Below are 15,436 nucleotides of genomic sequence, written 5' to 3'. Positions count from 1 at the left end.
CGAGTCGCCGGCGTCAGGCCGCGATCTGCCCGTTGACCTTGTCCAGCAGCTGACGCGGTGTCTCCAGGTACGCCATCTCGTCGTCGGCGATGGCGACCCCGTACTTGCGCTTGATCAGCGCGACCGTCTCCAGCAGGGCGAGCGAGTCGAAGCCCAGCTCGAGGAACGGGATGTCGAGAATGTCCTGGCCCTGCTTGAACGAGTCGTCGTCGCCCGCGGCCTCGTTGAGGATCTCCTTGAGGCCCTCGATGCTCAGTGCGCTCACGGCTAGCTTCCTTTCCTCCAGCGGGCGGTTTCCGCGCGCCCACCAGTGAGGTTGCCAGCGCGCGGCTGTGCACCGCTGGAGATGTCCTCGAAGAAGTTGTTGCCGCACAACGAAAAACGGCCCCCGTCACAGGGTGACGGGGGCCGCTGGAACGACACTCAGGCCAGAAGTCGTTGCAACTGGCGGGTTTCCGCGCTGTCCAGCCGCGGGTCGGACGTGAGGATGGCGTGCTGCAGCCCCTGCAGCCGGGACGAGGGCTCGACGCCGAGCTCCTCGATCAGGGTGTTGCGCAGCGCCTTGAACGCGTCCAGCGCCTGCCACTGCCGGCCGGCCCGGAACAGCGAGATCATGTACTGCGCGCACAGGTTCTCGTTCATCGGGTTCTGCACGGTCAGCACGGACAGCTCGCTCAGCAGCGACTTGTGCCTGCCCAGCCGCAGCTCGGCGTCGATGCGCGCCTCGAGCACGCCCAGGCGGGCTTCCTCCAGCCGCACGACCTCGATGCTCAGCGGCATGCCGGGGCGCACGTCGACGACGGCCGGGCCGCGCCACATCTCCAGCGCCTGGCGCAGCAGCCGGGACGCGGAGGCGAAGTCCTCGACCTCGCTCGCCTGCTGGCCGGCGCGGGCCAGGCGTTCGAACTCGTGCACGTCGACGGCCTCCTCCGGCACGTCGAGCAGGTAGCCGCCGTACCGGGTGACCAGCACCTCCTTCGCGGCGTTCGCACCGTCGGCGGAGAGTGCGTCGCCGATGAGCTTGCGCAGCTGCAGGACGTAGGTCTGCAGGGTGGTGCGCGCACTGCGCGGCGGCCGGTCGCCCCAGAGCTCCTCGATGAGGGTCGGGACGGACACGACCTGCCCGGAGTGCAGCGCGAGCAGCGCCAGGACCTGCCGCGGCTTGGCCGCGGTGGGCGTCACCGAGCGACCGTTCACCTTGGCCTCGACGGGCCCCAGGACCTTGATCTGCATCGCGACCCCTCCTTCGGTTCCGAGCACACCGTTAGTCTGCTCGGCCCAACGCGCGGGCGTTAGTGCGGAGGTCCCCGATCTCAGATGAGTTCGACCCGTGACGGGTATGAAAACTTCATACCGCTGCGCATTAGCCGGTAACTACCGACCCATTACCGCAGGTCCGCATGATTACCCACATCAGCCGACTCGCAAACATCGGAGATGCAGATGTCCGCCACCGCCACCGTGGAGCACCTGGCTTCCGTCAGTCCCGCCACCGACGACTCCGACGACATGAAGATCTACCAGTTCGACCGTGAGGCCTCGATGGACATCATCATCTGGAGCTGCTGCAGCAGCGGCACCTGCGTCGTCGGCAGCCAGTACACGGCCTACGACGAGGTCCTCGCGGCATGAGACACGAGCTGGCCGAACCGGGCGACGAGAAGATCGGTTTCAAACGACACCTCCAGCCGCAGATCGTGCGCGGTGAGGCGGTGTACCTGATCGGCGAGTCAGGGGTGACCGCTGTTGCGGGGACCCACGTCGAAACGCTCGCCCACCTCCTCGACGGCACCCGCGACCTCGCGGGCCTGCTGCGCGACGTCCCCGCCGAACTGACCGCCGACAAGGTGGCGCGCATGCTCGAGCGCCTCACCGCCGCCGGCCTGATCAGCAGGCGGGGCGGCCAGGACGGTTCGGCCGGCACCGAGGCCGCGCTCGCCTACTGGGACGCGGCGGGCCTCGACCCGTGTGACGCGGTGGCGGCGACGACGACGTCGCTCGTCTCCGTGGTCGCGGTCGGCGACATCGACCACGAGCCGCTCGAACGGGCGTTGCAGCGCAACGGACTCGCGATCACCCCGGGCGGTGGTGACCTGACCGTCGTCGTCTGCGCGGACTACCTGGCACCGGAGCTGCGCGAGATCGACGCGGCCCACCGCGCCGCGGGCATCCCGTGGCTGCTGGTCAAACCGGTCGGCGCGCAGGTGTGCGTGGGCCCGTTCTTCACCCCCGGCGACGGGCCGTGCTGGCGCTGCCTGGCCGTGCGGCTGTCGGCCAACCGCAAGGCGGAGGCCCACATCCGGGCCCGCTGCGGGCAGACCGGTCCCGCGCCGCGCCCGGCCATCGGGCTGCCGTCGCTCGTGCACATGGCGCTGGAGACCGCCGCGGTCGAGGCCACCAAGTGGCTCGCCGGCCTGCGGCCGCCCGAGCAGCGGTCCATCTGGAGCTACGACAGCCTGACCATGAAGGTCACCCAGCACGAGGTGCAGGCCCGCCCGCAGTGCCAGGGCTGCGGTGACCCCGGGATCGTCGCCCGCAGGACGTTCGAGCCGGTCGAGCTGTTCAGCCGCGTGAAGCGCTCCTGCGACGGTGGCGGCCACCGGTCGTCGTCGCCGCAGGAGGTGCTCGACACCTACCGGCACCTGGTCGGCCCGGTCACCGGGATCATCAAGGAGATCCGGCGCAACGAGACGGGGCCCGCGTTCTTCAACTCCTACCAGTCCGGCACGAACATCGCCGCGGCCGGCGAGGGCCTTGAGGGCCTGCGGTCGGCGTTGCGCGCGGACAGCGGCGGCAAGGGCGTGACGCCGCTCGACGCCGAGGTCGGCGCGCTGTGCGAGGCAGTGGAACGCCGCAGCGGCGCGTACTTCGGCGAGGAGGCCGCGGTCCGCGGCAGCTACCGCTCGCTCGGCACCGCCGCGCTGCACCCCGACGCGGTGCAGCTCTACCACCCCCGCCAGTACGCGACCCGGCAGGAGTGGAACGCGGACCACTCGTCGTTCCAGCACGTCACCGCCCCGTTCGACGAGGACGAGGTGATGGACTGGACGCCGCTGTGGTCGCTCACCGGTCAGCGCCACAGGTTCCTGCCCACCGGCCTGCTCTACTTCGGCGCCCCCTGTCCGCCGAGTGTCACGTCCAACTCCAACGGCTGCGCCGCGGGCAGCAGCGTGGAGGACGCGGTGCTGCAAGGCCTGCTGGAACTCGTGGAACGCGACGCCGTGTCGATCTGGTGGTACAACCGCACGCCGGTGCCGGGCATGGACCTGGACGCGTTCGGCGACCCGTGGATCGACGAGCTGCGCGCGGTGCACGCGGGCCTGGGCCGTGAGGTGTGGCTGCTCGACGTCACCTCCGACCTCGGCGTGCCCACCATGGTCGCGGTGTCCCGCCGCACGAGCGGGCCGCGCGAGGACATCATGTTCGGCTGCGGCGCGCACCTGGACCCGCGGCTGGCCGCGCGCCGGGCGCTCACCGAGCTCAACCAGTGCATGCCGATGGTGTGCGACCCGGTCGACATGTGCCGGTTCGACGTCGACATGCGGCGCTGGTTCGAGACCGCGCGCCTGGCCGAGCAGCCCTACCTGGCACCGGACCCGGACGTACCGGCCCGCGCACCGCGGTTCCACACCTACGTCCACCGGCCGGACCTGCTCGACGACATCCGGGCGATCCAGGACGTGCTGGAGGCGAAGGGCATGGAGCTGCTCGTGCTCGACCAGACCCGTCCCGACGTGGGACTCCCGGTGGTGCGGGTGGTCGTGCCGGGACTGCGGCACTTCTGGTCGAGGTTCGCTCAAGGGCGGCTCTACGACGTACCTGTACAACTGGGACGACTGGCCCGGCCCAGGAGTTACGACGAGCTCAACCCGATTCCCTTGTTCATGTGAGCACCTTGCAGAGCGGAGGCGCCGTGGTGACCACGCAGTCGCACGTCCCGTCCGGGCGCCCGCTGTGGTCGCTGCTGGAGGACGCCTTCGTGGACGAGGGGAGCGAGACGCTGACCGTGCACGGCCGGTGGGGCGCCATCGAGCTCGCGGACACCAGTCCGCTGGTGCGCGAGGCGCTGCACCGGATGAGCCTCGGACCGGTCGCGCTGGAGAACATCTCGGCGCTGCACGACAACTTCGTGCGCTGGAAGACCGGTTCGGGGCCGTGCCTGATCTGGCGCAAGCTCAAGAGCACGCTGGACCAGCTGGGCGGCTGCGTCGTGCCGTCGCTCGGGCTGAACGACGGTGCCGGCCCGATCCTGTCCGTCGTGGCGGTGACCGGTGACGCGGTGTTCACGCTCCCGCACCTCGGTGAGCGCGCGGTCGTGGGCGTGCGGCCGGGCACCGAGATCGAACGGCTGAACGGCGACCAGGCCCTGGCGTGCCCCGGTCAGCCCTACCAGGTGATCCTGCACAGCGCGCCGGCCACCGAGATCACGAAGGCCCTGCTCGCCGCCGACAGCACCGTCGTGGAGGTCGCGGAGGCGCTGCAGGTCGACGCGGAGCTGGTCGCCGACGTCGTCGCCTACCTGGCCGGTGCGGGGCTCGTGGTCGCGACAGAGGGCTGAACGGGTCATGTTGCTCCGATCGGCGAGCCGGAACCCGGGACCCGCACAGGTCCCGCCCGTATCATGGCCGCGTCCCGAACCTCGTGTGGGAGCCGCTGTGACGCAACGACTGGAACGCTCATCGGTGTCCCGTCGTCTGGCGTACGTCGTCATCAGCGTGGTCTTCGCCAACTACCTGGGCAACGCGTTCATCTCCGTCCTGCAGACCGGTGTGGAGCCGGCGTGGACCGCGGGTGCGCTCGCCTGCCTGCTCGCCATCGGGTTCCTGCAGCTGCGGGTGTTCTCCCGGCCGAGCGCGAACCTGCGCTCCGGCAAGGCCTACCTGGCGCTCGGGGCGATGGCGGCGCTGGTGTACGCGCCGATGCCGCTGCTGCACTCCGCCTGGGCCGGCATGCCGGGGTTCTTCGCGGGCAGTGCGCTGCTGGTGCTGCCCGGCCGGGTGCGCTGGGTCGTCTTCGGCGTGGTCGCGCTCAGCAACGGCGCGATCCAGGCCGCCTACGTCGACAGCCCGTCCTCGCTGGCCTACTACGTGCTGTCACCGCTGGTCGCGGGCCTCGTCGTGTACGGCCTGTCACGCCTCCCGTCGCTGGTCAAGCAGCTGGAGACGGTCCGGTCCGAGCTCGCGGAACTCGCCGTGTCGCAGGAGCGGCTGCGGTTCGCTCGCGACCTGCACGACCTGCTCGGGTTCAGCCTGTCGGCGATCACGCTGAAGGTGGAGCTGGCGCGCAGGCTGATCGGTGAGCAGACCGAACGGGCGTTGCGCGAGCTGGCCGAGGTGCTGGGCATCGCCCGCGAGGCGTTGACGGACGTTCGTGCGGTGGCGTCGAGCTACCGCGAGCTGTCGCTGGCCGACGAGATCGAGTCGGCGCGGTCCGTGCTCACCGCGGCGGGCGTCGCGACGACCATCGAGACCGACCTCGCCGAGCTGTCCCCGCGCTCCCGGACCGTGCTCGCCACGGTGCTGCGCGAGGGCGTGACGAACCTGCTGCGGCACAGCGAGGCCACCCGCTGCACCATCACCGTCTCCGGGACGGGGCCGGTGGTGTCGATCGACATCGTCAACGACGGCGCCACCGCCGAGGTGGGCACCGACCGCGGCAGCGGCCTGGCGAACCTCGCCACCCGCGCCACGGCGATCGGCGGGTCGCTGCGCGCCGAGGTGGACGCCGGCACCCACCGGTTGCACGCCGAGGTGCCGGCCGAACCGCGGCCGGAGGAACCGTCGCGGACCCGCAGGTTCGCCGGAACGCCGATGGCGACCCGGTTCGCGCAGGTGCTGTTCACGGCGGTGGTGGTCGGCTACGGCCTGATGTCGCTCGCGCAGGTGGCGTTCGACCTGCCGCGCATCGGGCTGCCGGGCATGGCGGCCGAGGTGCTCGGCACCGCGGGCGTGGTCGGGCTGGTCGTGGCGGTCGTGGGCCGTCCGCACAAGCGGCTGAACCTCGCGAGCACCGTCGCCGTGCTCGCCGGCCTGGCCGTCTGCGTGTACGTGCCGGTGCTGCTGTACGGGAACGCGCTGATGAGCGTGCCGGGCTTCCTCGCGGGGTCGGCCGCGCTGCTGCTCCCCCGCCCGTACGGCTGGGCGGCGTTCCTCGCGGTCGTCGGCGGCCAGTACTTCGTCTACACCGCGACCGGGTTCACCGGTGCCTGGGTGGCGTACGGCATCATCGCCGCGACGAACCACGGACTGGTGCTCTACGCGTTGACCCGGCTGCGGTCGATGGTGACCGAGCTGCACGAGGCGCGCGAGGAGCTGGCCACGGCGGCGGTCGCCCAGGAACGGCTGCGGTTCGCACGCGACCTGCACGACCTGCTCGGCTACAGCCTCTCCGCGATCACGCTGAAGAGCGAGCTCACGCACCGGCTGGTCACCCTCGACCCCGGCCGGGCCCGGCAGGAGCTCTCCGAGGTGCTGGAGATCTCCCGGCAGGCGCTCGCGGACGTGCGGTCGGTGGCGCTGAGCTACCGCGAGCTGTCGTTCGACGAGGAGACCCAGTCGGCGCAGGCGCTGCTGACCGCGGCCGACATCGCGGTCACCGTGCGGATCGACGCGTGCGACAAGCTGCCCAAGGACGTGAAGGTGACGCTCGCGACCGTGCTGCGCGAGGGCGTGACGAACCTGCTGCGGCACAGCAAGGCCGAGCACTGCGAGATCGTGCTGTCGAGCTCGCCGGAGCTGGTGCGGATGGACATCGTCAACGACGGCATCCCGGAGACGGCGTGCAGGTCGCGGGACGGCAGCGGCATCGGCAACCTCACCACCCGCGTCCGCGCGCTCGGCGGTGACCTGCACGCGGGCCTGCTGCCCGACCAGAAGTTCCGGTTGCGCGCGGAGATCCCGCTGCCGGTCAGCTGAGGCGGCCTCCGCTCGGTCTCCCGTCGTTCGGCACCTGATCACCTCGGCCGCACACCGGAACAAGTGGACATGCGATCGGCGGGTGACCTGCGTGCAGGTCACCCGCCGAGGACAGCGCGTCTACCGGGAGTTCACCGAGGTCCCGCTGCCGGTCACAGCATCTCCAGGACCGCGCAGCCCCAGCTGTAGCCGGCGCCCACGCCGAACATGACGATCCGCTGACCGGACGTCGCCTTGCCGCTCCGCACCAGGTGGTCGAGGCTCGCGAACTGATCACCGGCGCCGAGGTGCCCGACCGTGCGGCTCCACTCCCACGTGGTGCGCTCCGGTTCGAGGTCGTAGGGGCGCAGGTAGTTCACGTCGAGCCGCCGGCGGCCGAAGTGCGGCAGGATCACCCAGTCGGCGTCGCCGAGCTTCATGTCGGCGTCGGCGAGCGCCTCCTCCACGACCCTGGCCTGACCGGCGTTGGCCTTGTTGATGCCGTAGGACAGGCCGAACTCGCGGCTGAACGTGTGCTTGGCCTCCTCGAAGTCCACCGGGATGCGGTGCGAGAACGGCGCCAGCCCGAACGGCACGTCGCCGCGGTGCAGCGGTTCGAGGTCGGAGTCGGCGTTGATGGCCAGCGAGAGCACCTGCGCGAACCCGCCCCTGCTGGTCAGCACGATCGCGGAAGCGCCGTCGCCGTACGGGGTTCCCGGGTCGGTGCGCCACCGGTCGATGCCGGGCAGGCAGAAGCGGTCCGACGTGGTCAGCAGGGCGTCGCGGCCCGGTCGTGCCGCCAGGTAGGACACCGCGAGGTCCAGCGCGGCCATGCCGCCGTTGGACATCTGCCGGATCTCCAGCGCCAGGCAGGAGTTCCTGACCGTCTCGCGCTGGATGTAGGAGCCGACCGGCCACAGGTCCTGGCCCTGGTGGTAGGTGGTGGCGTGCAGGATGAGGTCGATGTCGGCCGGTCCCGACCGGCCCCGTTCCAGCGCGACCTGGGCGGCGGCGACCGCCATCTCGGCCGCCGACTCGGTCGGGGACACGGCCACCGACTCGACGTCCGTGCGCGCGACGAGCTTCGGCTCGCACTCCCCCGACGCGATCGCGTCCGCGACCGACAGCGTCGCGGGCAGGCGCACCCCGCTGCCACTGACGAAGATGTCCTTCACTCGCACCGCGGTCAGACCTCCTTCAGCGCGCGGGCGACCCGCACGACGCGTTCTGCCTGCACCCCGGCCGCCCGCAACGTCACGTCGCAGACCGGCCGGTTGTCCGCACCCAGCACGTGGGACGTGCCGTAGGGGTTGAAGTCGCCACCGGGCGGCACGATGATCCCGCCGAAGTGGCAGACCATGTTGTAGATCGACACCAGCGTGGTCTCCATGCCGCCGTGGGTGCTGCCGCCCGAGGTGAACGCGCTGTAGACCTTGTTCGCGAGCAGGCCGCTGAACCACGCGGGCCCGAGGGTGTCGATGAACTGCTTGAGCTGCGCCGAGACGTTGCCGAAGCGGGTGGGCGTGCCGAGGATGACGGCGTCGGCCCACAGCACGTCGTCGACGGCCGCGATCGGCACGTCGGCGGTGTCGAGCAGGTGCGCCTTCCAGGCGGGCCGCGACTCGACGACCGTGGCGGGCGCCAGCTCCGCCGCGCGCACCAGCCGCACCTCAGCGCCGTGCTTCTCCGCCGTCTCGACCATCTCCGTGGCCAGCCGGTGGATCGTTCCCGTCGAGGAGTAGTACACGACTGTCACGTTGACGCTGCGTTCCATGGCGCATCCCTTCGCAAGGCAGCTGTCCTCACCCTTGCCGGGTGGCCTTGATGTGGCGTGGAGCGCGACATGAACGCCGGGGGATATGGTGTCGCGCGGAGGGGCGCGATGATCAGGGTTCTGCTCGCGGAGGACATGCACATGGTGCGCGGTGCTCTCATCGCGCTGCTCAACCTCGAACCGGACATCGAGGTCGTGGCCGAGGTGAGCTCCGGCGACAAGATCGTGCCGGCGGTCCGGCAGCACGGCCCGGACGTCTGCGTCATCGACATCGACCTGCCGATCCTCGACGGGCTGAGTGCCGCGGCGACGATCCGCGAGTCGATGCCACAGGTCAGGACGTTGATGCTGACCTCGCTCGGCCGGCCGGGGACGTTGCGGCGGGCATTGGCGGCCAGGGTGGACGGTTTCCTGCTGAAGGACGCGCCGCCCGGTGAGCTCGCCGACGCGATCCGCCGCGTCGCCGCGGGGGAACGGGTCGTGGACAGCCAGCTGGCACTGGCCGCGTGGGACCGCGGCGAGTGCCCGCTCACCGACCGCGAGCTGGAGGTGCTGCGGCTCGCGGCCAACGGTGCCGACGCGCCGGACATCGCGACCGCGCTGTCGTTGTCGGTCGGCACGGTGCGCAACTACCTGACGACGACCATGACCAAGCTCAACGCCCGCAACCGGGTGGACGCCATCCGCATCGCCGACGACGCCGGCTGGCTGTGACGGGTCCGCGGACGGCACGGCTCACGCCGCCCGCTGCAGGCTGCCGCGCAGGTCGAACCCGGGCCGCGCGACGATCTCGGGGGTGAGGGTGTTGCCGCCCTCGAGGACCCTGCGGGCCATGATGAAGTCGATCGGCTTGTTGTAGGCCTCGACACCGACCAGCTTGTCGCCGCGGAAGCAGAACACCGAGAACCGGCCCTCCGCGGGGTCGCCGACGGTGACCGCGCGGTCGTGGCCCTCGGTGAGGCCCGCGATCTGCAGCTTCACGTCGTACTGGTCGCTCCAGAACCACGGCAGCGCGGTGTAGGGCTCGGCGCTGCCCAGGATCGCCCCGGCCACGCAGGTGGCCTGGTCGGTGGCGTTCTGCACGGACTCCAGGCGGGTGAGCCCGCCGGTGAGCGTGCTGGCGAACCGGGCGCAGTCACCGACGGCGTGCACGCGCTGGTCGACGGTGCGCAGGTGCGCGTCGACCACGATGCCGTTGTCGGTGGCGAGCCCGGAGCGCTGCGCGACCTCGGTGTTGGGCAGGACGCCGATGCCGGCGACGACCAGGTCGGCCACCAGCACCGTGCCGTCGGTCAGCTCGACGAGGCCCTCCCGGACGGCGGCGACGCCCCGGCCGGTCAGGACCTGCACGCCCTCCGACCGGTGCCGGTTGACGAGCTGCCGCGCGGTCTCCGGTGTGACGGCGCGCTGCATCACCTGCGGCTGCGTCTCGACGACGGTCACCTCGTGGCGCAGCTTGCGCACCACGGCGGCGAGCTCGAGGCCGATGAACCCGCCGCCGATGACGACGACGTCGAGCCCGACCTGCCCGTCGAGCCGCTGCCGGAGCACGTCCGCGTCGGCGACCGAGCGCAGGTTCAGCACGTGCTCGGCGCCGGGGATGGACAACGGCCGCGGTCGCGCCCCCGTGGCGAACACCAGGTGGTCGTAGCCGATGGTGCGCGCACAGCCCAGCACCGCGACCCGTGCGGACCGGTCGACGCCCAGCACCCGCTCGCCGGTGACGAGCTTGATGCCGTGGTCCTCGTAGTAGGAGTCCTGCCGCAGCACCAGCCCGGCGAGGTCGGTCTCCCCCGCCAGGTAGGCCTTCGTGAGAGGGGGCCGCTGGTAGGGCTTCTGGGCTTCGTCACCGATGAGGGTGATGGGGCCGCGGTGCCCCTGCTCGCGCAGGGACACCGCGACCTGGCAGCCCGCCTGCCCGGCCCCGACGACGACTACCGACTCGCCGCGCATGTCAGTAGTTGCCCAGCCCGCCGCAGACGTTGAGCGCCTGCGCGGTGATCGAGGACGCGGTGTCCGTCGTCAGGTACGTCACGAGACCGGCGACCTCTTCCGGCGTGCTGTACCGACCCAGCGGGATCTTGGCGTTGAACTTCTCGAGGACCTCGTCCTCGCTGACACCCCAGTGGTTGGCGTAGCCCTGGCGGACCCGGCCGGCCATCGGCGTCTCGACGTAGCCGGGGCACACCGCGTTGACGGTGATGCCGGACTTGGCGAGCTCGATGCCGACGGCCTTGGTGAAGCCGACGACGCCGTGCTTGGAGGCCGAGTAGGGCGCGGCGAACACGACGCCCTGCTTGCCGCCGGTGGAGGCGATGTTGATGATCCGGCCCCAGCTCTGCTCCACCATCTTGCCGGTGCTCAGCACCTCCTTGGTGAAGCGGAAGACGCCGTTGAGGTTGGTGTCGATGACGTCCAGCCACAGGTCCTCGTCGAGCTCGGCGGTGATGCCACCGCCGCCGCGGCCCGCGTTGTTGACGAGGATCTCGACCGGGCCGAACGTGTCGACGGCCTTCCGCACCGCGCCGCGGATGTCCTCTGTGGACGTCACGTCGGCTGCGGCGCCGTCGGCCTCGCAGCCCTCTTCCCTGAGCTGCTTCACCGTGGTGGTGACGTTCTCGGCGGTGCGGGCCACGACGAACACCGCGTGCCCCTGCTGACCGAGGCTGCGCGCGACCTCGAGGCCGATTCCACTGGTGGCGCCCGTGACCAGGGCGACCCGTCGCTTGCTCATGCTCTTCTCTCCCTCGGGGTTGCTGCTCGGCCTCAGAGTTGCTTCTCGGGCATGTGCACGACGAGCCCGTCCTGCTCCTCGGTCACCGGGAGCTGGCAGCTCAACCGGCTGTTCTCCCTGCGCTCGCAGGCCGTGAAGTAGAGGAGCTCGTCCTCGACCTGGTGCATCGGCGCCAACGGCTTGGTGTTCTCCGGGTCGACGTACACGTGGCACGTGCCGCAGGAGGCGCCGCCGCCGCACTGGGCGACGATCCCCTTGACACCGTTGAGAACCGCGCCGCGCATCACGGTGTCTTCCTGGGCAACGTCGACGACGGTCTCGACGCCGTCGTGCGCTACGTAAGTGATCTTTGGCATGGCAGTTCTCCCACGGATCTGCGGCTCGCCGGACGTGCTCCACCTTGGGCGGTCGCGCTGTGCGCCCGGTGGAGGTCACCTTGAACGCTCCTGCTCCGCTGGCGTTCAAGGACCTGTTGCGACGCTGGGGTGTCGGCGCACACCCACACGCGGAGGTTCCACCGTGCCCCTCAGGGAGTTCTACGACCAGCAGGTGAACTGGTCACCGCCGTTCGAGGACGGCCTTGAACGCGCGACGGTCGTCGTGCCACGCGACTACTCCGACCCGGACGGTCCCAGGCTGACCATCGCGCTCGCCCGGCTGAAGGCCACCGACCCGGCGCGGCGGCGTGGCGTGCTGCTCGCGGTCAACGGCGGTCCCGGCGGCGACGGTGGTGACGGACTGGGGCTGATCAAGCACTTCGGGGCGCGCCTCAGGTCCGCCTACGACCTCATCGGGTTCGACCCGCGCGGGTACGGCGAGTCGACCAAGCTCTACAGCGAGGTCACGATCCCCAAGGCGCCGTTCGACAGCCGGCCGCCGGACTCGCTGTTCGAGCAGCTGGCCGAGGACATGCGGCTGCGCGAGCTCGGCTGCCAGAAGGCGGGCGGGGAGCTGCGGCCGCACATCACGACCCGCAACACCGCCCGCGACATGGACCTGGTCCGGGTCGTGCTGGGCGAGGAGAAGATCTCGTTCGTCGGTTACGCGTACGGCACGTACGTCGGTGCGGTGTACGGGACGATGTTCCCCGAGCACCTCGACCGCACGGTGCTCGACTCGTGCATCAACCCGCAGTGGACCTGGCGCCAGCAGTTCGTCACGCAGGCGGAGGCGGTCTACCGCAACGTCGAGCTGTGGGCGGAGTGGACAGCGGAGCGCGACGGGCACTTCCACCTCGGCACGAACGCCGCGGACGTCATCGCCGAGGTCGAGAAGGTCGTGGCGGCGCTCGACGAGCAGGGCCAGGTGCACCTCAGGACGCTGCTCGACGGCGCGGTCGGCACCAGGGCCACGGACCGGGCGCAGTGGGACTCGCTGGGCTACCTCATCGGCGACCTGAACACCGCGCTCGGCGACGGCAACCTCGACAAGGCGAAGACGCTGATCGTCGGGCAGGGCACGTGGCGGCCGCAGGACTCCGAGGGCGACCTGCGGGTCGGGGTGCTGGAGGCCATCACGCTGGAGACGTACTGGCCGCAGGACCTGGAGGTCTACTACGCCGACGTCCGCAAGCACCGGGCCACGCACCCGTACGGCTACGGGGTCCTGCGGGCGCAGCCGTGGGTCGGTGCGTTCCGGACGTTCGAGAGCCTCGAACCGCCGACGGAGCTCGCGCAGCCCGGTTACCCCAAGGGCCTGGTGGTGCAGGCCGACGGCGACCCGATGGACCGCGTCGAGGGCGGCGTCGAGCTCGCCGCGCTGCTGGACCACCCGCTGGTCGTCATCGAGGACTCCGGTGACCACGAGGTGTACGCGCTGGCGGGCAACGAGGTCCTCGACGCCCTGGTCGACGACTACCTCGTCGACGGCGTGCTCCCGCGGAGCAAGCACACCCGGATCCCGGGGCACGTGCGGCGCCCGGACATCCCGAAGGACTGAGCAACGCGAAAGGGGCCCCGCTCTTCGTGAGCGGGGCCCCTTTGCGCGTGCGGTCAGTCCTCTGCGGGCAGGTCCCACGTGACCGGCAGCTCCCAGAGGCCGTAGATCACGGCGCCCTCCTTGCGGGGGATCTCCAGGAACGGCTTCGCCAGGCGCAGCGACGGGATGCGCTGGAACAGCGTCGTCCACACCAGCTGCATCTCCAGCCGCGCGAGGTCGGCGCCGATGCAGTGGTGCAGGCCGTGGCCGAACCCGAGGTGCTTGCGGGTGCCGCGCTCCAGGATCAGCTTCTCCGGCTCCGGGAAGACCTCCGGGTCGCGGTTGCCGTTGAGGCCCAGGCACAGGATGCCGTCGCCGGCCTTGATGGTCTTGCCGGCGATCTCGATGTCCTCCAGCGCGACGCGCGGGATGGCGGTGTCACCGATGGTCGCGATGCGCACCAGCTCCTCGACGGCCGGCTCGATCATGCCCTCGGGGTCGTCGAGCAGCTTCTGCAGCTCCTCCGGGTGCTCCAGCAGCGCCGCGGTGCCCAGCGACAGCATCGAGGCCGTGGTCTCGTGGCCGCCGTTCATCAGCAGGCGGATCATGTTGAACAGGTCGCGGCGCGTGTACTCCTCGCCGGAGGCCGCGTACTCGGCCATCGCCCTGGACAGCAGGTCCTCGCCGGGCTCCTGCTCCTTCAACGTGATCAGCTTGTCGACGTAGGCGTTCACCTCGACGATCGCCGCCTGGCGCTGCTCGGGTGTCGAGTGCCCGCCCAGCAGGCAGGTGCCGTGCTCGATGAAGAAGTCGTGCTCGTCCTGCGGGATGCCGAGCAGCTCGCAGATGACCGTCATCGGCACGGCGAGCGAGAACTCGCGGTGGAAGTCGATGGGCGGGGTCATCGTGAGGATCTTGTCGATGTACTCGTCGACGATCTCCTGGATGCGCCCGCGCAGCCGCTTCACCTGGCGGTTGGTGAACGTCACCGCCGCCTTGCGCCGGGTCTTGGTGTGCTCGGGGTTGTCGTAGCCGATGAACGACGTCTCGGTGCGGAACTCCGGCGGCGCGATGAAGTAGAACGGGAAGTTGTCGTGCTTGCGGGAGGCGCTGATCCGCGGGTCGGTCAGGAGCTGCTTGATCGTGTGGTAGCCGCTGATCGTCCAGATCCGCAGGCCGGACCCGGTCAGCGTGACCTCGACGACGTCCTCCTCCGCCATCTGCGCGTACTGCGCGGGCGGGGTGAACGGGCACTGGCGCTTGTACGGGAACGTGTCCACACCGGGCTCGGTGGCGCTGCTGGTCATCTTTCGGTTCCTCCTGGTTCGGGTTGGCTCACGCCAGGTCAGCGCCGCCATCGAGCGTGATGATCTGACCGGTCACCCACGAGCTCGCCGGCTCGGCGAAGCGGGTGATCCACGGGACGACGTCGTCGACCTCACCGGTGCGCCCCAGCGGGGTCTGCGAGGCCTGGAAGCCGAAGTAGCCCTCGACCTCCTCGGGGCTCAGGCCGTTGGCCGCGTAGACCTCGGTGCGCACGGCGGCGGGCGCGACCGCGTTGACGCGGATGCCCTGCGGGGCGAGCTCGAGCGCCCAGCTGCGCACCAGGCTGTCCACGGCGGCCTTGCTGGCGCCGTACACGCCGCCGCCGGGCACGGCGATGTGGCCCGCGTTGCTCGAGACGAACACGATGCTGCCGCCGGGCGAGGTCAGCTGCGGCAGCAGCTTGGCGGTCAGCACCAGCGGGCCGACCAGGTTGGTCTCCAGCACGTCGCGGGCCGTGCCGAGGTCGAAACCGGCGACCGGGGTGAACCGGAAGATCCCGGCGTTGTGCACGAGCACGTCGACCTTGCCGCCACCGAGCTTCACGGCGTCGACGACCTTCTGCGCGCCCTCCTCGGTGGTCACGTCGGCGACCACGGCGGTGATGGCCGGGTGCAGCGCGACGACCTCGGTGAGCCGGTTCTCGCGGCGGCCGGTGATGATCACGTTCGCGGCGCCGAGGTCGGCGAACGCCAGCGCCGCCGCGCGGCCGATGCCGGTTCCCCCACCCGTCACGACGACCTGCTGTCCGGCAAATGGTGCGTCCGACATGACGCCTCCAGCTTCTTTCTCTCC

Annotated in this window: 15 protein-coding genes; 6 read left to right on the top strand and 9 right to left on the bottom strand. The window is 70.7% G+C overall.

Features of this window, described 5'->3' with window-relative positions; translation table 11 throughout:
- Positions 1-13: 13 nt before the first annotated feature.
- Positions 14-265, bottom strand: a complete 252-nt coding sequence (locus ACZ7CD_RS37005; RefSeq protein ID WP_470380715.1) for an acyl carrier protein — start codon at positions 263-265, stop codon at positions 14-16.
- Between the two features lie 158 nt (positions 266-423).
- Complete coding sequence (locus ACZ7CD_RS37000; protein ID WP_360397361.1) at positions 424-1,233, bottom strand: AfsR/SARP family transcriptional regulator; 810 nt, start codon at positions 1,231-1,233, stop codon at positions 424-426.
- Positions 1,234-1,443: 210 nt separating this feature from the next.
- Between ACZ7CD_RS37000 and ACZ7CD_RS36995 the strand changes: the two genes are divergently transcribed.
- The 4 genes from ACZ7CD_RS36995 to ACZ7CD_RS36980 all read left to right on the top strand — a co-directional run bounded on the left by ACZ7CD_RS36995 (position 1,444) and on the right by ACZ7CD_RS36980 (position 6,914).
- Positions 1,444-1,632 carry a hypothetical protein gene (locus tag ACZ7CD_RS36995; RefSeq protein ID WP_360397359.1) on the top strand — a complete coding sequence of 63 codons (189 nt, stop codon included), beginning with the start codon at positions 1,444-1,446 and terminating at the stop codon, positions 1,630-1,632.
- Positions 1,629-3,890 (top strand): TOMM precursor leader peptide-binding protein, encoded by a 2,262-nt coding sequence (locus tag ACZ7CD_RS36990; RefSeq protein WP_470380714.1) that lies wholly within the window; start codon positions 1,629-1,631, stop codon positions 3,888-3,890. The genes ACZ7CD_RS36995 and ACZ7CD_RS36990 overlap by 4 nt, the downstream gene beginning before the upstream one ends.
- Positions 3,887-4,558, top strand: a complete 672-nt coding sequence (locus ACZ7CD_RS36985; protein WP_360397355.1) for a hypothetical protein — start codon at positions 3,887-3,889, stop codon at positions 4,556-4,558. Before ACZ7CD_RS36990 ends, ACZ7CD_RS36985 begins: the two co-directional genes overlap by 4 nt.
- A 97-nt stretch (positions 4,559-4,655) precedes the next feature.
- Positions 4,656-6,914 (top strand): sensor histidine kinase, encoded by a 2,259-nt coding sequence (locus ACZ7CD_RS36980; RefSeq protein ID WP_470380713.1) that lies wholly within the window; start codon positions 4,656-4,658, stop codon positions 6,912-6,914.
- 152 nt (positions 6,915-7,066) lie between these two features.
- Here the strand turns inward: ACZ7CD_RS36980 and ACZ7CD_RS36975 are convergent, their stop codons facing one another.
- Both ACZ7CD_RS36975 and ACZ7CD_RS36970 read right to left on the bottom strand, forming a co-directional pair.
- Positions 7,067-8,074, bottom strand: a complete 1,008-nt coding sequence (locus tag ACZ7CD_RS36975) for a ketoacyl-ACP synthase III family protein (RefSeq protein WP_360397351.1) — start codon at positions 8,072-8,074, stop codon at positions 7,067-7,069.
- 5 nt (positions 8,075-8,079) lie between these two features.
- The gene (locus tag ACZ7CD_RS36970) at positions 8,080-8,667 is read right to left on the bottom strand and encodes an NAD(P)H-dependent oxidoreductase (RefSeq protein ID WP_360397349.1); all 588 of its coding nucleotides are present in this window, start codon (positions 8,665-8,667) and stop codon (positions 8,080-8,082) included.
- Between the two features lie 108 nt (positions 8,668-8,775).
- Here ACZ7CD_RS36970 and ACZ7CD_RS36965 point away from each other — a divergent pair, with 108 nt between their 5' ends.
- Positions 8,776-9,381, top strand: a complete 606-nt coding sequence (locus tag ACZ7CD_RS36965) for a response regulator transcription factor (protein ID WP_360397347.1) — start codon at positions 8,776-8,778, stop codon at positions 9,379-9,381.
- Positions 9,382-9,402: 21 nt separating this feature from the next.
- On the opposite strand, the gene ACZ7CD_RS36960 is transcribed toward ACZ7CD_RS36965, so the two are convergent.
- From ACZ7CD_RS36960 to ACZ7CD_RS36950, 3 genes are read right to left on the bottom strand one after another with little or no spacing between them, the layout of a single operon-like run.
- Complete coding sequence (locus ACZ7CD_RS36960) at positions 9,403-10,620, bottom strand: NAD(P)/FAD-dependent oxidoreductase (protein ID WP_458433786.1); 1,218 nt, start codon at positions 10,618-10,620, stop codon at positions 9,403-9,405.
- A gap of 1 nt (position 10,621) precedes the next feature.
- Positions 10,622-11,401 carry an SDR family NAD(P)-dependent oxidoreductase gene (locus tag ACZ7CD_RS36955; protein WP_458433787.1) on the bottom strand — a complete coding sequence of 260 codons (780 nt, stop codon included), beginning with the start codon at positions 11,399-11,401 and terminating at the stop codon, positions 10,622-10,624.
- Between the two features lie 32 nt (positions 11,402-11,433).
- On the bottom strand, positions 11,434-11,757 hold the full coding sequence (locus tag ACZ7CD_RS36950; RefSeq protein WP_360397341.1) for a 2Fe-2S iron-sulfur cluster-binding protein: 324 nt from the start codon (positions 11,755-11,757) through the stop codon (positions 11,434-11,436).
- 163 nt (positions 11,758-11,920) lie between these two features.
- Here ACZ7CD_RS36950 and ACZ7CD_RS36945 point away from each other — a divergent pair, with 163 nt between their 5' ends.
- The gene (locus ACZ7CD_RS36945) at positions 11,921-13,339 is read left to right on the top strand and encodes an alpha/beta fold hydrolase (RefSeq protein ID WP_360397339.1); all 1,419 of its coding nucleotides are present in this window, start codon (positions 11,921-11,923) and stop codon (positions 13,337-13,339) included.
- A 53-nt stretch (positions 13,340-13,392) separates the two neighbouring features.
- On the opposite strand, the gene ACZ7CD_RS36940 is transcribed toward ACZ7CD_RS36945, so the two are convergent.
- Positions 13,393-14,625, bottom strand: a complete 1,233-nt coding sequence (locus ACZ7CD_RS36940; RefSeq protein WP_360397337.1) for a cytochrome P450 — start codon at positions 14,623-14,625, stop codon at positions 13,393-13,395.
- A gap of 28 nt (positions 14,626-14,653) precedes the next feature.
- Positions 14,654-15,412, bottom strand: coding sequence for an SDR family NAD(P)-dependent oxidoreductase (locus ACZ7CD_RS36935; RefSeq protein WP_360397335.1), 759 nt, complete (start codon positions 15,410-15,412; stop codon positions 14,654-14,656).
- Positions 15,413-15,436 lie beyond the last annotated feature (24 nt).

The sequence above is a fragment of the Lentzea sp. NPDC036949 genome, from assembly GCF_055608075.1.
This window is presented reverse-complemented; position numbering and strand designations above follow the sequence as displayed.

Bases quoted from the DNA above. Each gene is read 5' to 3' on its own strand.
- ACZ7CD_RS37000 (WP_360397361.1), bottom strand. From the start codon at position 1,233: ATGCAGATCAAGGTCCTGGGGCCCGTCGAGGCCAAGGTGAACGGTCGC.
- ACZ7CD_RS36995 (WP_360397359.1), top strand. From the start codon at position 1,444: ATGTCCGCCACCGCCACCGTGGAGCACCTGGCTTCCGTCAGTCCCGCC.
- ACZ7CD_RS36990 (WP_470380714.1), top strand. From the start codon at position 1,629: ATGAGACACGAGCTGGCCGAACCGGGCGACGAGAAGATCGGTTTCAAA.
- ACZ7CD_RS36970 (WP_360397349.1), bottom strand. From the start codon at position 8,667: ATGGAACGCAGCGTCAACGTGACAGTCGTGTACTACTCCTCGACGGGA.
- ACZ7CD_RS36965 (WP_360397347.1), top strand. From the start codon at position 8,776: ATGATCAGGGTTCTGCTCGCGGAGGACATGCACATGGTGCGCGGTGCT.
- ACZ7CD_RS36960 (WP_458433786.1), bottom strand. From the start codon at position 10,620: ATGCGCGGCGAGTCGGTAGTCGTCGTCGGGGCCGGGCAGGCGGGCTGC.
- ACZ7CD_RS36955 (WP_458433787.1), bottom strand. From the start codon at position 11,401: ATGAGCAAGCGACGGGTCGCCCTGGTCACGGGCGCCACCAGTGGAATC.
- ACZ7CD_RS36950 (WP_360397341.1), bottom strand. From the start codon at position 11,757: ATGCCAAAGATCACTTACGTAGCGCACGACGGCGTCGAGACCGTCGTC.
- ACZ7CD_RS36940 (WP_360397337.1), bottom strand. From the start codon at position 14,625: ATGACCAGCAGCGCCACCGAGCCCGGTGTGGACACGTTCCCGTACAAG.
- ACZ7CD_RS36935 (WP_360397335.1), bottom strand. From the start codon at position 15,412: ATGTCGGACGCACCATTTGCCGGACAGCAGGTCGTCGTGACGGGTGGG.